Annotated in this window: 18 protein-coding genes, 1 pseudogene and 1 riboswitch; of the genes and pseudogenes, 5 read left to right on the top strand and 14 right to left on the bottom strand. The window is 70.8% G+C overall.

Going from position 1 to position 20,041, the window contains the following annotated elements; all coding sequences use genetic code 11:
• The first annotated feature begins 304 nt into the window (after window positions 1-304).
• Window positions 305-2,167, top strand: coding sequence for an AAA family ATPase (locus AB0I98_RS30625; RefSeq protein WP_362947679.1), 1,863 nt, complete (start codon window positions 305-307; stop codon window positions 2,165-2,167).
• Between the two features lie 58 nt (window positions 2,168-2,225).
• On the opposite strand, the gene AB0I98_RS30620 is transcribed toward AB0I98_RS30625, so the two are convergent.
• The 9 genes from AB0I98_RS30620 to AB0I98_RS30580 form a co-directional block, all read right to left on the bottom strand.
• Window positions 2,226-3,311 (bottom strand): hemolysin family protein, encoded by a 1,086-nt coding sequence (locus AB0I98_RS30620; protein ID WP_362947678.1) that lies wholly within the window; start codon window positions 3,309-3,311, stop codon window positions 2,226-2,228.
• Window positions 3,308-4,636 (bottom strand): hemolysin family protein, encoded by a 1,329-nt coding sequence (locus tag AB0I98_RS30615; RefSeq protein ID WP_362947677.1) that lies wholly within the window; start codon window positions 4,634-4,636, stop codon window positions 3,308-3,310. The genes AB0I98_RS30620 and AB0I98_RS30615 overlap by 4 nt, the downstream gene beginning before the upstream one ends.
• 174 nt (window positions 4,637-4,810) lie before the next feature.
• Window positions 4,811-5,254 carry a PH domain-containing protein gene (locus tag AB0I98_RS30610; protein ID WP_362947675.1) on the bottom strand — a complete coding sequence of 148 codons (444 nt, stop codon included), beginning with the start codon at window positions 5,252-5,254 and terminating at the stop codon, window positions 4,811-4,813.
• 15 nt (window positions 5,255-5,269) lie between these two features.
• Window positions 5,270-6,118 (bottom strand): ATP phosphoribosyltransferase, encoded by an 849-nt coding sequence (gene hisG, locus AB0I98_RS30605; protein WP_362947673.1) that lies wholly within the window; start codon window positions 6,116-6,118, stop codon window positions 5,270-5,272.
• Between the two features lie 45 nt (window positions 6,119-6,163).
• Window positions 6,164-6,436, bottom strand: coding sequence for a phosphoribosyl-ATP diphosphatase (locus AB0I98_RS30600; protein ID WP_086760055.1), 273 nt, complete (start codon window positions 6,434-6,436; stop codon window positions 6,164-6,166).
• A 34-nt stretch (window positions 6,437-6,470) separates the two neighbouring features.
• On the bottom strand, window positions 6,471-6,956 hold the full coding sequence (ribH, locus tag AB0I98_RS30595; RefSeq protein ID WP_362947672.1) for a 6,7-dimethyl-8-ribityllumazine synthase: 486 nt from the start codon (window positions 6,954-6,956) through the stop codon (window positions 6,471-6,473).
• A gap of 20 nt (window positions 6,957-6,976) precedes the next feature.
• A complete protein-coding gene (locus AB0I98_RS30590; protein ID WP_362947670.1) occupies window positions 6,977-8,266 on the bottom strand; it encodes a bifunctional 3,4-dihydroxy-2-butanone-4-phosphate synthase/GTP cyclohydrolase II in 1,290 nt (429 codons plus the stop codon).
• Window positions 8,263-8,904, bottom strand: a complete 642-nt coding sequence (locus tag AB0I98_RS30585) for a nicotinamide mononucleotide transporter family protein (RefSeq protein WP_362947669.1) — start codon at window positions 8,902-8,904, stop codon at window positions 8,263-8,265. Before AB0I98_RS30585 ends, AB0I98_RS30590 begins: the two co-directional genes overlap by 4 nt.
• Window positions 8,901-9,506, bottom strand: a complete 606-nt coding sequence (locus AB0I98_RS30580; protein WP_362947667.1) for a riboflavin synthase — start codon at window positions 9,504-9,506, stop codon at window positions 8,901-8,903. Before AB0I98_RS30580 ends, AB0I98_RS30585 begins: the two co-directional genes overlap by 4 nt.
• 145 nt (window positions 9,507-9,651) lie before the next feature.
• Window positions 9,652-9,782, bottom strand: a riboswitch (FMN riboswitch).
• Window positions 9,783-10,127: 345 nt separating this feature from the next.
• Here AB0I98_RS30580 and AB0I98_RS30575 point away from each other — a divergent pair.
• Together AB0I98_RS30575 and AB0I98_RS30570 are read left to right on the top strand one after the other, a co-directional pair.
• On the top strand, window positions 10,128-10,313 hold the full coding sequence (locus AB0I98_RS30575; protein WP_362947665.1) for a hypothetical protein: 186 nt from the start codon (window positions 10,128-10,130) through the stop codon (window positions 10,311-10,313).
• Window positions 10,310-11,073 (top strand): annotated as a pseudogene (locus AB0I98_RS30570) (NAD(P)H-binding protein). The gene AB0I98_RS30575 and the pseudogene AB0I98_RS30570 overlap by 4 nt, the downstream one beginning before the upstream one ends.
• Before the next feature lie 48 nt (window positions 11,074-11,121).
• Here AB0I98_RS30570 and AB0I98_RS30565 read toward each other — a convergent pair.
• Window positions 11,122-12,498 carry an ROK family transcriptional regulator gene (locus AB0I98_RS30565; RefSeq protein ID WP_362947664.1) on the bottom strand — a complete coding sequence of 459 codons (1,377 nt, stop codon included), beginning with the start codon at window positions 12,496-12,498 and terminating at the stop codon, window positions 11,122-11,124.
• A 109-nt stretch (window positions 12,499-12,607) separates the two neighbouring features.
• Here AB0I98_RS30565 and AB0I98_RS30560 point away from each other — a divergent pair, with 109 nt between their 5' ends.
• Window positions 12,608-13,819, top strand: a complete 1,212-nt coding sequence (locus AB0I98_RS30560; RefSeq protein ID WP_362947663.1) for an MFS transporter — start codon at window positions 12,608-12,610, stop codon at window positions 13,817-13,819.
• 22 nt (window positions 13,820-13,841) lie between these two features.
• Here the strand turns inward: AB0I98_RS30560 and AB0I98_RS30555 are convergent, their stop codons facing one another.
• Window positions 13,842-15,110 (bottom strand): alginate lyase family protein, encoded by a 1,269-nt coding sequence (locus AB0I98_RS30555; RefSeq protein ID WP_362947661.1) that lies wholly within the window; start codon window positions 15,108-15,110, stop codon window positions 13,842-13,844.
• A gap of 142 nt (window positions 15,111-15,252) precedes the next feature.
• A complete protein-coding gene (locus AB0I98_RS30550) occupies window positions 15,253-16,389 on the bottom strand; it encodes a glycoside hydrolase family 6 protein (RefSeq protein ID WP_362947732.1) in 1,137 nt (378 codons plus the stop codon).
• A 202-nt stretch (window positions 16,390-16,591) separates the two neighbouring features.
• On the opposite strand from AB0I98_RS30550, the gene AB0I98_RS30545 reads away from it, so the two are divergent.
• Complete coding sequence (locus AB0I98_RS30545) at window positions 16,592-17,278, top strand: DUF5995 family protein (protein WP_362947659.1); 687 nt, start codon at window positions 16,592-16,594, stop codon at window positions 17,276-17,278.
• A gap of 6 nt (window positions 17,279-17,284) precedes the next feature.
• Here AB0I98_RS30545 and AB0I98_RS30540 read toward each other — a convergent pair whose 3' ends face one another.
• The gene (locus AB0I98_RS30540; protein WP_362947657.1) at window positions 17,285-18,982 is read right to left on the bottom strand and encodes an NAD(P)/FAD-dependent oxidoreductase; all 1,698 of its coding nucleotides are present in this window, start codon (window positions 18,980-18,982) and stop codon (window positions 17,285-17,287) included.
• A 40-nt stretch (window positions 18,983-19,022) separates the two neighbouring features.
• Entirely contained in the window at window positions 19,023-19,811 is a 789-nt protein-coding gene (locus AB0I98_RS30535) for a carbon-nitrogen hydrolase family protein (RefSeq protein WP_362947655.1), read from the bottom strand.
• Window positions 19,812-20,041 lie beyond the last annotated feature (230 nt).

Below are 20,041 nucleotides of genomic sequence, written 5' to 3'. Positions count from 1 at the left end.
CCCCCGTGATCGGGGGCTTCGTTCTGTCCTCTTCACCCATTTCGGGCGCTGCCCGGCATGATTCGCTCACCCTCGGTCACCGAACCGAGTGCGCCCCATATGCTCCCACCTCGTCAAACGGCCCGTGCGGCACCCTGGGGCGGGCGACACCTGCGCAGGTACGATGCCCTCGTTGCGACCTTCGGACGGCTGCTCTACGCACCGTTGCAACTCCGGTCCGCGGTAGGGCGGTTCGACCAAGGATGCCGACGGGCACCGGGCCCGGCGGCGAACCGAACGGGGGCACGGTTTGTGGGGGGACGTGATGGATTTCGGCACGCAGGGCCCCGAGGCCCCGGCCGACCTGGCCTGGCTGCGAGGCGTCGATGCCTACACGATGGGCGCTTATCCACAGGCGGAGGAGGAGTTCCGGGCCGCCGTGCGGATGGACCCCGGGATGGCCGACGGCTGGCTCGGACTGCATGCGCTGCGCGTGGACACGACGACCGCGCTGCTCAGGATGTTCCGGCACCGGGACCGCTTCGGCGAACAGCGCGCCCGGCACCGCCGCACCCTCAACTCCTGGTACTGGCTGGGCTGGTGGGTGCAGCCCGTGCTGGAGAGCCCTCGCGATCTGCTGCTCGCGCATGCCTCCCACTGGCTGGACGGCCGCCACGTCCCTGAACTCGACCGGGCCCTCGCGGGCCTGCCGCCGGTGGACACCGACCATCAGGTCCGCTTTCTGCACGCCTGCCGTGCCTATCTGGTCAAGGACTGGGAACAGCTCGTCCGGCACACCGACCCGCTGATCGACGACCAGATGCTCGGCATCGAGGCGGGCCTGTTCGGCGGTATGGCCCGGGTCCGGCTAGAGATGTACGGCCAGGCCGAACCCCTTCTCTCGGCGGCCCTGATGCGCTGCCGCAGCGAGCAGCCCCAGCGCAAGGAGCTGCGCTACTGGCTGGCCCGGGCGCACGAGGGGACGGGACGGTCGGCCGCCGCCCTCCCGCTCTACCGGGCGGTGCACCGCATCGACCCCGCCTTCATGGACACCTCGGCCCGGCTCGCCGCGATCGCCGAGGGCGACGGATACGACGACGCCACCGGCCTCGCGGCGATCACGCTGTCCGGTGGGCAGGACGTCGCCGACGGGCCGGACGCCCTCGACCCGCTCTTCGGCATGGAGGGCCGGGACCTCAAGCTGTCCGGGCCCGACCTGCCGCCGACCGGGCCGCTGCCGTCCGTGATCGATCCGGCTGTGCGGGAGAAGTCGGTCGTCCCGACACCGCCCCTGCCGGCCGGCCCGACCGACCCCGCATTACTCGAGGAGGCGCTCGCCGAGCTCGAGCGCATGGTGGGTCTGGAGCCGGTGAAGCGCCAAGTCAAGGCGTTGTCCGCGCAGTTGAACATGGCCCGGCTACGGGCCGGTCAGGGACTGCCGGTCCAGCCGCCCAAGCGGCACTTCGTGTTCTCCGGGCCGTCGGGGACGGGGAAGACGACGGTGGCGCGGATCCTGGGGCGGGTCTTCTACGCCCTCGGCCTGCTCGGCGGCGACCACCTGGTGGAAGCGCAGCGCGCCGATCTGGTCGGCGAGTACCTCGGCCAGACAGCGGTGAAGGCCAACGAGCTCATCGACTCCGCGATCGGCGGCGTCCTCTTCGTCGACGAGGCCTACTCGCTCTCCAACTCGGGATACGGCAAGGGGGACGCGTACGGCGACGAGGCGCTCCAGGTGCTGCTGAAGCGGGCCGAGGACAACCGCGACCACCTCGTGGTGATCCTGGCCGGCTATCCCGAGGGCATGGACCGTCTCCTCGCCGCCAACCCCGGTCTGTCCTCCCGCTTCACCACCCGCGTCGACTTCCCCTCCTACCGGCCCCTCGAACTCACCTCCATCGGCGAGGTACTGGCCGCGGAGAACGGGGACGTCTGGGACGAGGAGGCGCTGGACGAGCTGCGGTCCATCGCGGGGCATGTCGTCGACCAGGGGTGGATCGACGAGTTGGGGAACGGGCGGTTCCTGCGGACGCTGTACGAGAAGAGCTGTGCGTACCGGGATCTGCGGTTGTCGGCCTATCCGGGGACGCTGACGAGGGACGACTTGTCGACGTTGCGGTTGCCGGACCTCATGCAGGCGTACGGGGAGGTGCTGTCGGGGCGGGGTCCGCAGGATCCGTCAGCGATGTAACACCGCTGAGCCTGCGGGCAGTCGTGCCGCCTGGCACAACTGCCCACAGCGGCGGCGGCTAGCTGGCCAGCATCTCCTCCGGCGCCCCCGACCGAGGCTCGGACACCTTCGGCACAGCCGTCACCGCACGATGCGCGGGATCCCGCACCTCGCCCACCAACAACTCCAGTACGTCCTCCAGTGCCACAAGCCCCAGCACCTTCCCGGCCCCGTCGGCCACCTGCGCAAGGTGCGTCGCGGCACGCCGCATCACGGTGAGCGCGTCGTCCAGCGGCAGTTCCGACCGCAGGGTCGTCATCGGCCGCCAGATTCGCTGCGGCACCGCCCGCTCGGACTCCTCCAGATCGAGTACGTCCTTGACGTGCAGGTACCCCATGAAGGCGCCGTTGTCCGCGACGACCGGGAAGCGCGAGTACCCGGTCCGGGCGGTGAGCGCGATGATCTGGCCCGGGGTGACCGAGGGACTGACCGTCACCAGCGACTCGCGGCCGAGGAGGACGTCGGTGACCTGGCGGGAGCCCAGTTCCAGCGCGTCCTCCAGCCGCTCCTGCTCCTCGGGGCCGAGCAGACCCGCCTGGCCGGAGTCCTCCACCAGCCGGTTGAGCTGCTCGCTGGTGAAGACCGCCTCGACCTCGTCCTTCGGCTCGACACGGAAGAGCCGCAGGATGCCCTGGGCGCAGAAGCCGAGGGCGACGGTGATCGGCTTGCAGAGGCGGGCGAAGGCGACAAGGCCGGGGCTGAGCCACAACGCGACCTTCTCCGGGGCCGCCATCGCGAGGTTCTTCGGGAGCATCTCGCCGACGACGAGGTGGAAGAAGACGACCGCCGCGAGCGCGATGACGTAGGTGAGCGGGTGGATCATCGCGTGCGGGAGATGGATCCACTCGAAGACCGGTTCCAGGATGTGCGCGACCGTCGGCTCGGCCACCGCGCCCAGCGTCAGGGAGCAGACCGTGATGCCGAACTGAGCGGCGGCCATCATCTGCGGCAGCCGCTCCAGGCCGTACAGCACCTGCCGGGCCCGGGCGGTGCCGAGCGGTTCGATCTGGCTGCGGCGTACGGAGACGAGGGCGAACTCGGCGCCGACGAAGAAGCCGTTGGCGAGGACGAGCAGTGCGGCGAACAGAAGTTGGAGCACGCTCATCGGACGGCCTCCGCGGCGACGAGGGCCGTCCTGACCAGCCGTACCCGCTCGGCGCGGTAGTGGCCCACCTGGCGCACGGCCAGCCGCCAGCCCGGCAGCTCGGCCTTGTCGCCGACGGCCGGGATCCGGCCGAGCAGGTCGGCGACCAGGCCCGCGACCGTCTCGTACGGTCCTTCGGGCACGTCGAGGCCTATGCGCTGGAGGACGTCGACGCGGCAGCTGCCGTCGACGTCCCACGCGGCCCTGCCGTCCTCCGGCGGGGCGGGGGCGAGTTCGGGCACGTCCTGACCGTCGTGCTCGTCACGGACCTCGCCGACGATCTCCTCGACGATGTCCTCCAGGGTGACGACCCCGGCCGTACCGCCGTACTCGTCGACGACGACGGCGATGGGCTGCTCGCTGCGCAGCCGGGCCAGCAGGGGCTGCACCGGCAGGGTCTCGGGAACCAGCAGGGGCGTTTGGGCGATTCGGGTGACGGGGGTGCGCAGCCGTTCGCGCGCGGGGACCGCCAGGGCGTCCTTGAGGTGGACCATGCCGACGATCTCGTCGATCCGCTCCCGGTAGACCGGAAAGCGGGACAGACCGGTGGCGCGGGTGAGATTGACGACGTCCTCGGCGGTCGCCGACGACTGCAGCGCGCTGACCTTCACCCGCGGGGTCATGACGTGCTGTGCGGTCAGCTCGGCGAGCGACAGGGTCCGTACGAACAGGTCCGCGGTGTCCTGTTCCAGGGCGCCGGCGCGTGCTGAGTGCCGGGCCAGGGAGACGAGTTCGCCGGGGGTGCGGGCGGAGGCCAGCTCCTCGGTGGGCTCGATGCCCAGGGTGCGGACGAGCCGGTTGGCGACCGCGTTCAGCCCGGCGATCACTGGACGGAACAGCCGTGCGAAGGCGTGCTGCGGGCGGGCGACGAAGCGCGCGACCTGCATCGGGCGGGAGACCGCCCAGTTCTTGGGCACGAGTTCGCCGATCACCATCTGCACGGCCGAGGCCAGCAGCATGCCGACGACCACGGCGACGCCGGGTACCGCACCGTCGGGGATGCCGATCGCCGTGAGCGGGCCGTCCAGCAGCTGGGCGAGCGCCGGTTCGGCAAGCATGCCGACGACGAGGGAGGTGATGGTGATGCCGAGCTGGGTGCCGGAGAGCTGGAAGGACAGCTCCTTCAGCGACTCGACCACCCTACGGGCGCGTTTGTCGCCCTCGGCGGCGGCCTTCTCGGCGTCCGCGCGCTCGACCGTCACCAGGCCGAACTCGGCCGCGACGAAGAAGCCGTTGGCGAGAATCAGCAGGAATGCGGCTGCGAGCAGCAGCAAGGGGGTGGTCATGCCGCCGCCTCGATATGTCGGGAGGGGGCGGCGCAGGTACTACAGGACGATCCGTCCATCGCTGGAAGGAGTCACTCCTCGGGTAGCAGGGGGCCTCTGAAGACTCGGTGGAACATCAGAGACGGAGGCGCAACGAATACGCCTCCGCCAACAGATTAATCAAGACATGGCCTTCTACGTCAGATCCCTCATCGAGTGTGCTTCGGCGAGCGCCCGCAGGGTCCTGGCGTCGGCGATGGCGCGCTGCTTGGCGATGCCCGGCTGGATGCCGAGCGCGGGCAGGCTGGTGCCGTCGCTGAGGTCGAGGAACACCCAGGGGTCGCCCGGACGCAGGTTCACCTGAAGGATTTCGGCCCATTCGAGATGCCGCCGGCCGGCGATGTTCACGACGCTCACCCCGGTCTCGTCGGCGACCACTTTCGGCCGGGCGAGCATCAGGAGGACGCCGCACAGCAGGGCCGCCGTGAAGATGAAGCTGAGGCGCTCGCCGGGGCTGAGCTGCTCCAGCAGCAGCGCGACGGTCGTGATGACGACGAAGATCGCGGCAGCGGCGGTGAGCAGGACGGCCCGGGTGCGAGTCGGCCGGAAGGTGACGGGGAGGGCGGGCAGGTCGGACATGTTCTCCACTGCCTCTCAGAGACGGCAGGCGTGGATGGCCGTGGTCAGGATGGCCCGGGCACCGATGTCGTACAGGTCGTCCATGATCCGCTGGGCTTCCTTGGCGGGGACCATCGCGCGGACGGCGACCCAGCCCTCGTTGTGCAGCGGGGAGACGGTCGGCGACTCCAGGCCGGGCGTGAGCGCGACGGCCTTCTCCAGCTGCTCGACGCGGCAGTCGTAGTCCATCATCACGTACGTCCGGGCGACCAGGACGCCCTGGAGGCGGCGCAGGAACTGCTGCACCTTGGGCTCCTCGCCGTTCTCGCCGGTGCGGCGGATCACGACGGCCTCGGACTTCATGATGGGCTCGCCGATGACCTCGAGGCCCGCGTTGCGCAGGGAGGTGCCGGTCTCGACGACGTCCGCGATGACTTCGGCGACACCGAGTTCGATGGCGGTCTCGACGGCGCCGTCGAGGTGGACGACCGAGGCGTCGATGCCGTGGTCGGCGAGGTGCTTGGCGACGATGCCCTCGTAGGAGGTCGCGACCGTCATGCCGTTGAGGTCCTTCACGCCACCTGCCGTGCCCGGCTTGGTGGCGTAGCGGAACGTGGAGCGGGCGAAGCCGAGCGGGAGGATCTCCTCGGCGTTGGCGCCGGAGTCGATGAGCAGGTCACGGCCGGTGATGCCGATGTCGAGGCGGCCGGAGGAGACGTAGATCGCGATGTCGCGGGGGCGGAGGTAGAAGAACTCGACCTCGTTGTGCGGGTCGACGATCCGCAGTTCCTTGGACTCGCGGCGCTGCTGGTAGCCGGCCTCATGCAGCATCTCCGCCGCAGGGCCGGACAGTGAACCCTTGTTGGGGACGGCGATGCGCAGCATGAGGTCGGCTTCCTTTGCTTGAAGGGTGGTGCGGGGGACGGGGATTCACAGGTGGGCGTAGACGTCGTCCAGGGAGATGCCGCGGGCGACCATCATCACCTGAACGTGGTAGAGCAGCTGCGAGATCTCCTCGGCGGCCGCCTCCTTGCCCTCGTACTCGGCGGCCATCCAGACCTCGGCGGCCTCTTCGACGACCTTCTTGCCGATGGCATGGACGCCCTTCCCGACCAGTTCTGCGGTGCGGGAAGTGGCGGGGTCGCCGGTGGCGGCCTTCTGCTGGAGCTCGGTGAAGAGCTCCTCGAACGTCTTCTTGGACATGGTGGCGCCCACTTTACGCGGTGGGGCGACCGACCTAACGCCACGGCTCGGATACTGAGCGGAGGGTCGCCGCCGTCGCCACCGCGGCCGTCACCGCCTCGTGTCCCTTGTCCTCGTTCGAGCCGGGCAGCCCGGCCCGGTCGAGGGCCTGCTCGTCGGTGTCGCAGGTCAGCACGCCGAAGCCGATGGGGACGCCGGTGTCGACGGAGACCTGGGTGAGGCCCTGGGTGACGCCCTGGCAGACGTACTCGAAGTGGGGGGTGCCGCCGCGGATGACGACACCGAGGGCGACGATCGCGTCGTAGCCGCGGCCCGCGAGGACCTTCGCGACGACCGGGAGTTCCCAGCTGCCGGGGACCCTGAGGAGGGTCGGCTCGTCGATGCCGAGGTCGTGCAGGGCGCGCAGGGCGCCGTCCACCAGGCCGTCCATCACCTTCTCGTGCCACTGTGCCGCGATGACGGCGACCCGCAGGTCCCCGACGTTGCGTACGGACAGTTCCGGTGCACCCTTGCCGCTCACGTCTCTCCTCGGTTCTGTTCTTACTGGTTGCCGCAGGTGGACACGGCAGGCGTGTCCAGCCAGGGCAGGTCGTGCCCCATCCGGTCCCGCTTGGTGCGCAGGTAGCGGAGGTTGTGCTCGCCCGCCTGTACGGGCATCGGCTCGCGGCCGTTGACCTTGAGGCCGTGCCGGACGAGCGCGTCGGTCTTGTCGGGGTTGTTGGTCATCAGGCGCACGCTGCGGACGCCGAGGTCCTCGAGGATCTGGGCGCCGGCGCCGTAGTCCCGGGCGTCGGCGGGCAGGCCGAGTTCCAGGTTGGCGTCGAGGGTGTCGCGGCCCCGCTCCTGAAGCTCGTACGCCCGCAGTTTGGACAGCAGCCCGATGCCGCGGCCCTCGTGGCCGCGCAGATAGACCACCACTCCCCTGCCCTCGGCCTGGATGCGCTCGAGGGAGGCGCTCAGCTGGGGGCCGCAGTCACAGCGCAGGGAGTGGAAGATGTCGCCGGTGAGGCATTCGGAGTGGACGCGGACGAGGACGTCCTCGCCGTCGCCGATGTCGCCGTGCACGAGGGCGACGTGCTCGACGCCGTCGACGGTGGAGCGGTAGCCGTACGCCGTGAAGTCGCCGAAGGCGGTGGGGAGTTGGGTCTCGGCCTCGCGGCGGACGGTGGGCTCGGAGGTGCGGCGGTAGGCGATCAGGTCCTCGATGGAGATGATCGTCAGGCCGTGCTTGCGGGCGAACGGGATCAGTTCGGGGAGGCGGAGCATACGGCCGTCCTCTCCCGCGATCTCGACGATCGCGCCGGCCGGGCGCAGCCCCGCGAGGCGGGCGAGGTCGACGGCGGCCTCGGTGTGGCCGTCGCGCACCAGCACGCCGCCGGGCCGGGCGCGCAGCGGGAAGATGTGGCCGGGGCGGACGAAGTCGTCGGCCTGGGCCTCGCCGCCCGCGAGGAGTTGCAGGGTGGTGGCGCGGTCGGCGGCGGAGATGCCGGTGGTCACGCCGTGCGCGGCGGAGGCGTCCACGGAGACGGTGAACGCGGTCTTCATGGACTCGGTGTTGTCGTCGACCATCTGCGGCAGCCGCAGCCGGTCCAGCTCACCGCCCTCCATGGGGGCGCAGATCAGGCCACGGCACTCGCTCATCATGAAGGCGACGATCTCGGGGGTCGCCATCTCGGCGGCGATGACGAGGTCGCCCTCGTTCTCCCGGTCCTCGTCGTCGACGACCACGACCGGGCGGCCGGCGGCGATGTCGGCGATGGCCTGCTCGATCGGGTCGAGCGACCAGTCCTCGATGTTGTCGGTGCTGTAAAGGATCGGTGCCGCGGTCATGCCGGCGCTCCTTCCAGAACGGGCCGCGCGTCCTCGCGGGAGCGCAGCCACCAGTCGCGCATGCCCCACAGGACGAGTGCGCCGTAGATGACGTAGACGAAGCCGGAGAAGGCGTAGCCGTTGGCGAAGTTGAGCGGCACGCCGACCAGGTCGACGAGCAGCCAGGCGAACCAGAACTCGACCATGCCGCGGGCCTGGGCGTACATGGCGACGATCGTGCCGACGAAGATGTACGCGTCCGGCCAAGGGTCCCAGGACAGGGTCGGGTATGCCTTGAAGAGCAGGGCGACCGCGACCGTGCCCGCCGCGGCGGCGGCGATCATCGCCGCGCGCTCGCGCCAGGTGGCGAACCGGACGGAGATATGGCCGTCCGCCGCGCGGTCCTTGCCGCGCTGCCACTGCCACCAGCCGTACAGCGCGACGGCCATGACGACCGCCTGCTTGCCGGCGCTGCCCGTCAGATGGCCGAAGAAGGCACCGAAGAGGATGAGGCCGGCGGCGAACTGCACCGGCCAGGTCCACAGGGAGCGCCGCCAGCCCAGCGCGAGGGCGATCAGGCCGAGGACGTTGCCGACCATGTCCGACCAGATGATGTGCTGGCCGAAGAGGACGAACGCCTCGGAGTTCAGCCAGCTCACCGGTCCGCCTCTCGGCCCGCCGCGAGCAGCCGCTCGACGTACTTGGCGATGACGTCGACCTCGAGGTTGACCGGATCGCCGGGCTGCTTGAGGCCGAGCGTGGTCAGGGCGAGGGTGGTGGGGATCAGGCTGACGGAGAAGTGGTCGGGGCCCGCGTCGACGACGGTGAGGCTGATGCCGTCGACGGTGATGGAGCCCTTCTCGACGACATAGCGCGTGAGGTCCGCGGGGAGGGAGATCTTCACGATCTCCCAGTTGTCGGACGGCTTGCGCTCCAGGATCTCGCCGGTGCCGTCGACATGGCCCTGCACGATGTGGCCGCCGAGGCGTGCGCCGACCGCGGTGGGGCGTTCGAGGTTGACGCGGGAGCCTGCGGCGAGGATGCCCAGGCTGGAGCGGTTGAGTGTCTCGGCCATGACGTCGGCGGTGAACTCGTCGCCCTCGTGGTCGACGACGGTGAGACAGACACCGTTCACGGCGATGGAGTCGCCGTGCTTCGCGCCCTCGGTGACGACGGGGCCGCGCAGCCGGAAACGGGAGGCGTCGCCGAGGTTCTCGACGGCGGTGATCTCGCCCAGCTCTTCGACGATTCCGGTGAACACTTCCCGGGTCCTCCTGCCTCTTCGGGCACGGACTCCGGGGCTGTCGATGACGACAGAATGTACGGACTGCGGCACTGGGCGACGCCGGACGGACCCGTCCCCGAGGGAACGAGCAAGATCGGCGGCGCGCACGAATGCCCGCCCGCCGCGCACTGCCTCCCATCCGGACTTTAACCGTCGGTCCAGGAATTTCACCTGGTCAACCGATCACTGGAGGCGATCGGGTCGCGGACTGTAACCGCCGGTTCGGACTTTCACCGACCCCGGAGTGCGCTGCTTCTGGTACAGAGCCAGTGTGCCACGCCTGATCGAGGTCCATACGGGTGAAGGGTGTGGAGTGGCTCACAGACGGTGTGCCTGGACTTCCCGGGCGGGCCATGACGGGCCCAACTCCCCCCTGGGGTGAGGGTCTTGAGATTGGTCCATACCTATTGACGTACTGGTCTAGTCCTTTCTAAGCTCCTGTGCCAAGGTCTCATCCCGAGCAGACCGGCCCGGCGGCGGTGACGACGGCCCTTGCCCGCCGTCGGGCCCTCCCATCCCCCGCCCGTGTGCCCTCTGGCAGGGTGAAGTCATGAGGTCGTCACCAACCTCTGTCTCTCCCGGCTGACCTCGGCCACCGTGAAGTCCAGGCCCGAGGTCAACGGCGAGAGCGCGCTGGCGGCATGGGACGGCGGGACGCTGATCGGCGTGGCCGCGGTGGACGCGCGGGACGGGTTGATCGTAGGGATGCGGGCCGTGGTGAACCCCGAGAAGCTGGAATTCGTACGACGTCAGCTCGGCGCGGAAGGGACGGAAGCGGCATGACCACGATTCTCGTGACCGGCGGTACCGGAACGCTCGGGCGGCATGTCACCGAGCGGTTGCGAGCGGACGGGCACGAGGTGCGGGTGCTCAGCAGGCACAGCGCGCCGTACGCCGTCGATCTGCGCGAGGGCGGCACCGGACTGGACGCGGCCGTCGCGAGCGTGGACACGATCGTGCACTGCGCCTCCAGTCCGCGCGGCGGTGACGAGCAGGCGGCGGAGCGTCTCATCGCGGCCGCGCACCGGGCGGGTGTGGGCCATCTGGTCTACATCTCGATCGTCGGCGTGGACCGGGTGCCGTTCGGCTACTACAAGTCCAAGCTCGCCGTGGAGAGGCTCGTCGGGGACTCGGGGACTCGGGGCTGGACTGGACGGTGCTGCGCACGACGCAGTTCCACGATCTGCTGGCGCAGGTGTTCGGGGCGCTGGCCAAGCCGCCCGTGATGCTGCTGCCGGCCGGTGTCTCCGACCAGCCGATCGAGGTGGCCGAGGTCGCGAACCGGCTCGCCGAGCTGGCCGCGGGGGCTCCTGCCGGGCGCGTCGAGGACATGGGAGGACCGGAGGTACGGTCCTTGGAATCGCTGGCCCGCGCGTATCTGGCGGCGACGGGCCGGAAGCGGCGGATCCTGAACGTGCCGCTGGCGGGCAAGGCGTACCGGGCGTTCCGTGCGGGCGGACACCTCACACCCGAACTGGCCGTGGGGAAGGGGACGTTCGAGGAGTACCTCGCGGCTCGGTACGGGGCGGGGCAACGGCCGTGAGCAACGGTCCGTCGGCTACCGCTCTCCCGTGAGCGCCGTGCCCCTCGGCTAGCGTTCCTCCCCCGGCGCGAACAGCTTCTCCTGAGCCCGGTCGCGAGCGGTCAGCAGGGCCCCGCGCAGCACCGCGCCGCCGCCGAGGCTGCTGGCGCGTACCTCCGTGGGCAGCGGCGACATCCGGGCGAGCCGTCGGTGCACCCGAGCCGCCAGCTCGTCCCCGCCCGCCCGGCCGACCTCGCCCGCCAGCACCACACAACCGGGGTCCAGTACGGAGACGACGGCGGCGACGCCGAGGACCACGCGGTCGGCGAGGGCGTCGAGGAAGCGGTGGGCTGCCTCGACATCGGCGGTCGCTTGGTCGGCACCTCCAGCATGGTCGGCACCCCCGTCCACATCACGCCCGCTCGCGCCGACCAGGCCTTCCCCAGCCGCCGCCCCCGTCACCCGCCCCACCGCCGCCCGGACCAGCCGTACCGCACGCGGCTCGTCGGCCGCGCCGGATGCCGTGATGCCGTGCTCGGCCGCCGGCGTCGCGATCGCCGCCGCGCCGGATGCCGTGACCCCGTGCTCCGCCGCCAGCGTCGCGATCGCCGCCGCGCCGGCCAGGGAGTGGAAGCCGCCCTCGCAGTCGGTCGCCGAGGGCAGGCCGGTGGTGCCCGGTACCGGCAGGAAGCCGAGTTCGCCGGCGCCGCCGGAGGCGCCGCGGCGGAGGCGGCCGTCGAGGACGACGGCGGCGCCGATGCCCATGCCGAGCCAGAGCAGGACGAAGGTGTCGCGGTCCCGGGCGGCGCCGTCGCGCATCTCGGCCAGGGCGGCGAGGTTGGTCTCGTTCTCGACGTTGACGCGGGCGTCCGGGAAGCGTTCCTGAAGGGCGGCCACCAGTCGGCGATGCCACTCCGGCAGGCCCGAGGAGTCCCGGAGTTCACCGTCGGCCGGGTCGATCAGGCCGGGCGCGCCGATCCCCACGGTGTGCAGCCGCCCCCACTCCTGGGCGGGCGCGCGTGGAGGCGCCGCCAGCGTCCCGGCCTCCTTCACCGCGCGCTCGACCAGCGTCACCGCCTGCTCCACCGCCGGTCCCGTGCCGGTGTCGTCGCCGATCGGCACGGACGCGTCGGCGAGCACCCTGCCGAGCAGGTCGGCGACGACGACGGAGACGCCCTCGGTGCGGACGTCGAGCGCGGCCAGCTGGGCCCGGTCGGCGACGATCCCGTACACCTTCGCGTTCGGCCCGCGCCGCTGCTCGCCCGACTCCCCCACCACCTCGATCAGTCCGGCGGCGGTGAGGCGTTCGACGAGGTCGGCGACGGTTGGCCGGGACAGGCCGGTCAGCTGCTTCAACTGCCCCGCCGTCAAGGGGCCCTCCTGCTGGAGCAGACGCAGGGCGAGCCGGTCGTTGATGGCTCGGGCGGTACTCGGGGATGCGGGCATGCCGGGATCCTTCCAGATCGGGCGGCCGGTATTCCGCTATCTATCAGGCAGGCTTCCTGATAGTTTACGCGGCGCGAGCGGGAACCATGAGCCAGGGAGGGGCCGGAGAATGAGTGCAGTGGTGTACGACCTTCGTGAGGTGAGGCGGGCCCGCTATGCCGTGGCCGCCGTCTTCGCCGTGCACGGCGCCGTCACCGGCTCCTTCGCGACCCGGGTGCCCTGGATCCAGGACCATGCGGGGGTGAGCGCGGGCCAGTTGGGACTCGCTCTCGCCTTCCCGGCGCTCGGCGCCTCCGTCGCGATGCCGCTCGCGGGCCGGATCAGCCACCGTTTCGGCGCCCGGACCGCCCTGCGCGGCCTGATCGCACTGTGGACGCTCTCACTGGTTCTGCCCGCCCTCGCCCCGAACTTGCTGACGCTGTGCCTGGCCCTGTTCACGTACGGCGCCACGGCGGGCATGTCGGACGTGGCGATGAACGCGCTCGGCGTCGAGGTGGAGAACCGTCTGGGCCGCTCGATCATGTCCGGCCTGCACGGCATGTGGAGCGCGGGCGCCCTGATCGGCTCGGCGGGCGGCACGCTCGCCGCGCACCTCGGCGCGGACGCCCGACTGCACCACACGCTGGCGGCGGCCGTCCTGACCGTACTCGGCGTCGCCGCCTGCGCCTGGGTGCTCGACCTCCAGCCCGCCGAGGACGAGGAACCGCCGCCCCGCTTCGCCCTGCCGCCCAGGTCGGCGCTGCTGATCGGCGCGGTCGGGTTCTGCGCGGTGTTCGCGGAGGGCGCGAGCCTGGACTGGTCGGCGGTCTATCTGCGTGACCAACTGGAAACCTCGGCCGGTCTGGCGGCGGCCTGTACGACGGGCTTCACGCTCACCATGGCGATCGCCCGGATCGCCGGGGACAAGGTGGTGGACCGGTACGGCTCGGTGCGCACGGTGCGCACGAGCGGCGTCCTCGCCGTCCTCGGCGGGCTGCTGATCGTCGTCTCGGATCATCCGGCGGTGGCGATGAGCGGCTTCGCGCTGATGGGCCTGGGCATCGCCGTGGTCGTCCCGCTGTGCTTCGCCGCGGCGGGCCGCAGCGGGTCCAACCCCAGCCTGGCCATAGCGGGCGTCGCGACGATCACCTACACCTCGGGCCTGATCGCACCCAGCGCCATCGGCACGCTGGCCCAGGCGACCAGCCTGGTGGTGTCGTTCGGGCTGGTGACCGTCCTGTCCGGCGGGCTCGTCGCCTTCGCCGGCGTGCTGCGCGCGGGCGACCGAGACCGGCCGAAGGTCAGCGCGCCGGACACGGCGGTTCCCGACCCTCGGCCCTGAGACGGCCACCAGCCTGGTCCGGTCAGCCCGCGATCGAGTCCAATTGCTCGGTCGCCGGGCGCAGCGCCCACAGGTCACCGCCGGGCGGCGCCTCCAGCAGCGGCACGGCCTGCCGCGCCCGGGCGTCGCCCGCGTCGGCCGCCGCGTGTACGACGTCGGTCGCCGCGTACCGGTGGAACTCCATCTCCGGATGCGGCCACGCCTCGGCGCCGGTCGCGGCGGGCAGTAGATACCGCACCGCCTTGAACAGGCTCTGCCCGTCCGGGCCTTGATGGGCCCACAGGTTCACGCCGAGGTTCCGGCCGATGGCCGCGAGCCGCGTGTAGGCGACGAGGTCGAAGGTCGAGTAGTGCCAGCTGCGGGTGCGGGTCAGCTCCTGCGGCTGGCTGCCGTCGGCCGCGATCTGCGGATCGATACGTCGGGAACCCGCCTCGCGGACCGTCGTGCGGGCCAGTTCCCTGTCGCCGGTCGCGTGCGCGAGGGCGGCGAGCTGCATGTCGTAGAACGTGCCGTGGTTGTTGGTCGCGGCGGCCTCCTGCTTGCCGAACTCGCTGTTCTTCAGCCAGTCGAGGAAGTCGGCGTTCCAGCGGTCCATCCGCGTGCGGTCGGCCTTCGTCCAGCCGGGGGCGCCCGTGCGGAGGATCGCCAGCGCGTCGACGACGGCGGTGTAGGACTGCGAGAAGTCGATGATGCCGATCGCCCGGCCGTCGTACTTGCAGGGGATGAACTGTGCGTGGTTCAGGTTCGGGTTCATCCGTGTGGCCGGGTCGAGGAACCAGGTGCGCAGAATGCGTCCGGCCTTCTCGGCGTACCGCGGCCGGCCCGTGTAGTACCAGGCGAGCGCCAGGTCGTACGTCGAGTCGAAGACCTTCTCGACGTCCTGGCGGTCGGTACCGCTGTCCACCTCGGGGTTGCGCTCCCCGTCGCGCTGGACGTAGGGGCAGCCCCAGGGGTTGTCGGCGGTGGGGGGCTTGGTGGGCCACCAGTAGGGCGCCTGGCTCAGGTAGTCGTGGACGTCACCGCCGGGCGCGGGCTTGGGCTTGTCGACGACCGTCCAGGGGCCCTTGTCCAGCCAACGGTCGGCGCGGGCAGTCAAGTCCCGCAGGGCACGGCGGAGTTGGGGGTCGCCTCGGTCGAGCCGGATCTTCGTCTGCTTGAGCCGGGTGCCGTCGAGGACTGCCGTCTCCGGGACCTTGGGAGCCGTGCCCTCGGCGGCGGTCGCCGGGACGATCCCCGTGGCGAACACGGCCGCCAGGACCGGCAGGACGCTCAGGCGTTGTCTTGCACTCATCGAGCCTCCGATCACAGATGTGAACATCGTTCATGAGCAGGACTGGGTGAGCGTAAGACCGGCAGGTACAAGTGACAATGACTCGGACGGCCTTCATGTACGGAGTCGCGACGCAGCTACCGCCACCGGCCGAGGGGATCTCCTACGACGACGCCAGGTCGAAGGCGTACGACGGACTGAACGTGCCCGGCGTGCCCTTGCAGCCGTCCGACTCCCCCGGCAGCTTGACCCACAGGTAGCCGTCGATGCGGGCCTCGCCGGTGTTCAGGGTGGGCGCCCGGCCGATCTTCCGGCCGGCCGGGTCGCACCACTGGCCGTCGGGCGGGGCGCCGTTGCCGTTGCGGCTTGTGTCGATGACGGCGCCGAGGGAGGCGGGGCCGCCGAGGGCGTCGAGGACCTGTCGGTCGTAGGCGATCTCGTCGGCCGTGCGGTGGAAGTTGGAGACGTTGCTGAAGATGCCGTCGGAGGAGGCGGCCGAGGCGGCGCCCGCCTGCTTCAGCAGAGCCGCCTGCTTGGCGGCCGGGTTCCAGCCGGAGTGGCCCGCGTCGAAGTAGACCCGCGCCTTGGGGTTCGCGGCCTTGAGGACGCGGCCCGCGCGGGCCAGCGAGGCGAAGCGGTCGGCGCGGGCACCCGCGGAGAGACAGTCGGACTGGGCGATAGAGTCGGGCTCCAGAATCACGATGACGTCACCGGAGCCCAGCCCCGCCGCGAAGGCGTCGATCCAGGCGTCGTACGCCCCGAGGTCGGGCGCACCGCCGTCCGAGTACCCGCCGCAGTCGCGGTCCGGGATGGCGTACGGCACGATCACCGGCGCCCGGCCCTGCGCCGCGCCGCCGGAGGTGACCGCGCGGACCCGGTCGGTGATGGTGGCCGGTGTGTAGTCGGCGAACCACACGGCCGCCGGATGATCGGCGATACGGGACTCGATGACCGCGTGGCGCGGGTCGCCGGGGTTGGCGCGGACCCAGTCGAGCACCTGGGACTCGGGGTGGCGGTAGAGCCGTGTGGACGCGGCGGCGGTCTGCTGCGTCGGCTCCGTCTTCGTGGGCGAGGGGGTCGGCTTCTCTTCCTCCCTCTTCTTCGAGGGAGACGGCGACGGGGTCGGGGAAGCGGACGCCTTCGTCGACGAGGACGCCGACGGGATTGCGGGCAGCGGTTCCAGGCGTGGGGAGCTGGTCACCTCGGGCCTGGCCTCGTCGGACCCTCGTCCGTCGTCGAGCGCGGACATCATGCCGGTCACCGTGCCGATGGCGACCACGACCGAGGCCGCCGCGACCATGGCGCCGCGCCGGGCGGCGCTTCTGCGCTCGGCCCTGCGTGCGGCCAGGCGGCGGGCACGTGAGCCTGACACAGTCCAGCTCCCCCCTTGTTTCGCACCCTGCGCGACGTTCTCCCCCTGCGCGACGGGCGCGTTACCCCATTCCGGCGAAGCGTCGGGCCCGCCGGTACCCCGGCCAGCCTAGGCCTGCGACCCTGCGTGCATGGCGCAATTGGAACAGATCACCACACCCGTCGACACGGTCGTCTCCCGCATGCGCGCCCTCGACGCGGCCCTGCCCGAGCGGGACGGGCTCGCCGTGTTCAACCGCGTCTACCTCACCGTCACGGAGGCCGTCGACCGGCGTATCGACGCGGGCCGGTTCACCGACCCACGGGCCGCGATCACGCTGGATGTGCGGTTCGCGGAGCGGTACTTGGCGGCCGTGGACGCGGTTGCCGACGAGCGGCGCCCGCCGGCCTGCTGGCGGCCCCTGTTCCAGTACCGCCGCCATCCCGGGGTACGTCCGCTGCAGTTCGCGCTGGCGGGCATCAACGCGCACATCGGTCACGATCTGGCGCTCGCGGTCGTGGACGCCTGTCGTACGCTCGGCTGCGAACCCGCCGAGCTGGAGGACGAGTTCGACCGCGTGGGGGATCTCCTCGTCTCGCTGGAGGAGCGCATCCGCGAAGATCTGATGCCGGGCCCCGATCTCCTCCAGATCGCCGACCCGCTCACCCATCTGCTCGGCTCCTGGAGCCTGGAGCGGGCCCGGGACGCCACCTGGTCGACGGCCCGGGCACTGTGGGCGCTGCGTGAACTCCCCGATGTCGCCGAGGAGTTCACCGAGCGACTGGACGCGGTGGTGGGGTTCGCGGGGCGGATGCTGCTCACCCCGCTCCCCGACTGAGCCGGGTCAGTCCTCCGGGAGCTCCACCGGCGCGATCTCGTCGTACACGTCGCCCGGGCCGGGGTTGGTCGCGTCGGTCTCTCCGCCGAAGTGGTGCATGACGCCCCACACCGCGTTCAGCGCGGTCTGGATCGCGCCCTCGGCCCAGCCCGCCGTCCAGGAGATGTCGTCGCCGGCCAGGAAGATGCCCCGCTTGTCCTCGGGCAGCCGGTCCTGCATGAAGTGCGTGAACAGGCGCCGCTGGTAGCGGTAGTGACCGGGCAGGTTGGCCTTGAACGCGCCCATGAAGTAGGGCTCGTTCTCCCAGGACACGGTCACCGGGTTACCGATGATGTGCTTCCTGATGTCGACTTTCGGATAGATCTCGCCCAGCGACTTGAGCATGACCTCCATCCGCTCGTTCGCGGACAGCGGCAGCCACTTCAGGCTGTCGTCGCACCAGGTGTACGACAGACAGATCACCGCGGGCCTGTCGGGGCCGTCGTCGAGGAGGTAAGTCCCGCGCGTCATACGGTCGGTGAGGGTCATCGACATGACGTCGCGGCCGGTCTCCTCGTCCTTGTCGAGCCAGAAGGGCCGGTCGACGGGGACGAAGAGCTTGGAGCTCTCCATGTAGTGGGTGCGCTCGATCGCGGTCCAGTGGTCGATCGGGAACAGCGAGTCGTCGCAGGCGATCTTCGACAGTAGCATCCATGACTGGGCGGTGAAGACGGCCGCCTTGAAGGTGCGGATGTCGCCATTCGCGTCGGTGACGGTGATGTGGTTGCCGGCGGTGCGGTGCAGGCGGGTCACGGCGGGGCGCGGTTCACCGTTGTCGTGCAGGGACTTCAGCGAGGTGCCGTACGCCCAGTGCACGATCTTCTCCGGCTCGCGCTCCCAGAGCCTGAGCGGCAGCTGCTGCGAGCCGCCGACGATGCCGCGGTGGTGGTCGTCGGCCTCGGTGTAGACGACCCGCAGGATCTCCAGGATCGAGTTGGGGAAGTCGGTGTCCCAGCCGCCGGTGCCGAAGCCGACCTGGCCGAAGATCTCGCGGTGCCGGAAGGACTTGAAGGCCTCGGAGTCACAGAGGAAGCCGTAGAAGGTCTGGTTGTCGAGCTTCTCGACGAGCTTCGCCCAGATCTCCCGGATGCGCGGTACGTCACGCTCGCGCAGGGCCCGGTTCATGTCGGAGAAGTCGGCGCCCTCCTCCAGACACCTGTTCCAGGCCTCGGCGACGTCCCGGTAGACCTGCGGCAGGTCGTCGACCGTCTCGGCGTAGTGCGACTCGCCCTTGAGGTCGACGACCGTCGAAGGGGTGGCCTCCGCAAGGGGGTTGGGGAAGGGCCGGGTCTTCAGGCCCACCAGGTCGATGTAGTGCTGGAGCGCCGTGGAGGACGGCGGGAAGCGCATCGCGCCCATCTCGGCGGTGAGGGAAGGGTCGCAGCCGTCGAAACCGACGGTCCGCAGCCGGCCGCCGATCTGGTCGGCCTCGTAGACCAGGGGCTTGAGGCCCATCTTCATCAGCTCGTAGGCGGCCACGATGCCGGACAGCCCGCCGCCGATCACCGCGACCTCGGTGCCGTGCTCGGTCGCGGGTATCTGGCCGAGGCCCGCAGGGTGGGCGAGGAAGTCGTCGTACGCGTACGGGAAGTCCGGACCGAACATGGTGATCGGCGGCTGCTGCGCGTCGGCGTGCTGGACGGCGTTGGGCACCGTGGACGTCATGGGGTAGGGACTCCTTGCACGAACAGAGCGGGGTGGGGGTTCAGGTGAGGGACCCGTAGAGGCCGGGGCGGCGGTCCTGCAGATACGGGTTGGCCTCGCGGGAGGCGGCGAGGAAGGCCGGGGCGACGTCCGCGAGGAGCAGCTCCTCGCCGCGGCCGGCGCGGGTGCGGGCGATCCCGTCGGGTCCGGCCAGCGTGGAGAGGCCGATGAACTCGAACTCGCCCTCCTGGCCGACCCGGTTCACGTACGCGACGTACATCTGGTTCTCGAAGGCCCGCACCGGGACCACGGACTCGGCGACGAACTGGAACGGGTGCATCTGCGCGGTCGGCACCAGGAGGAGGTCGGTGCCGGCGAGAGCGTGGGCGCGGACGTTCTCCGGGAACTCGATGTCGTAGCAGATCATGAGGCCGACGCGGAGGCCGTTCAGCTCGGCCTGGACGACCGGCTGCTCGCCCGGGGTGAAGTGATCGCGCTCGAAGCAGCCGAAGAGATGGGTCTTGCGGTAGTTCGCGAGGCGGGTGCCGTCGGCGGAGATCAGCTGGGCGGAGTTGAAGACGGTCTCGCCGGAGCGCTCGGGGTAGCCGTAGGTGATCGCGAGGCCGTGTCGCGTGGCGGTCTCGGCGACGGCGTCGGCCCAGTCGCCGTCCGCGGGTTCGGCGAGGCGGGCGATGTCGTCGCCGATGGCATACCCGGTCAGGAACATTTCCGGCGCGACCAGCAGCCCGGCACCGGCGTCCGCCGCCCGGCCCGCGGCCTCGTCGAGGACCTTGAGGTTCTCGACGACGGAGCCGGGGCGGCCGGAGCTCTGGAGCAGGGCGGTGCGCATGCGTGAACCTCACCGGGACGGAAGGGTGGTTGTGGGGGCCACGTAGACGGTACGGGCGGCCGGCTCAGGCGGACAAGGAGGAGCCGTTGCGCGTCAGTGAGCGGAATGTTGCGTCCGTTCCGGCTCCGGCGTCGATTCGTTGCGCGACCTCGGGCGGAGGTCCAGTACCCCCTGAGGCGCAGATCACCGCGGTGCCCCCGCCGGACGGCGGAGGCAGGGTGCCGCCCCTG

This window comes from Streptomyces sp. NPDC050211 (genome assembly GCF_040656035.1).
Classification (GTDB): domain Bacteria; phylum Actinomycetota; class Actinomycetes; order Streptomycetales; family Streptomycetaceae; genus Streptomyces.
Note: the sequence above shows the minus strand (reverse complement) of the source record. Positions and strands in the feature narration are given on the sequence as shown.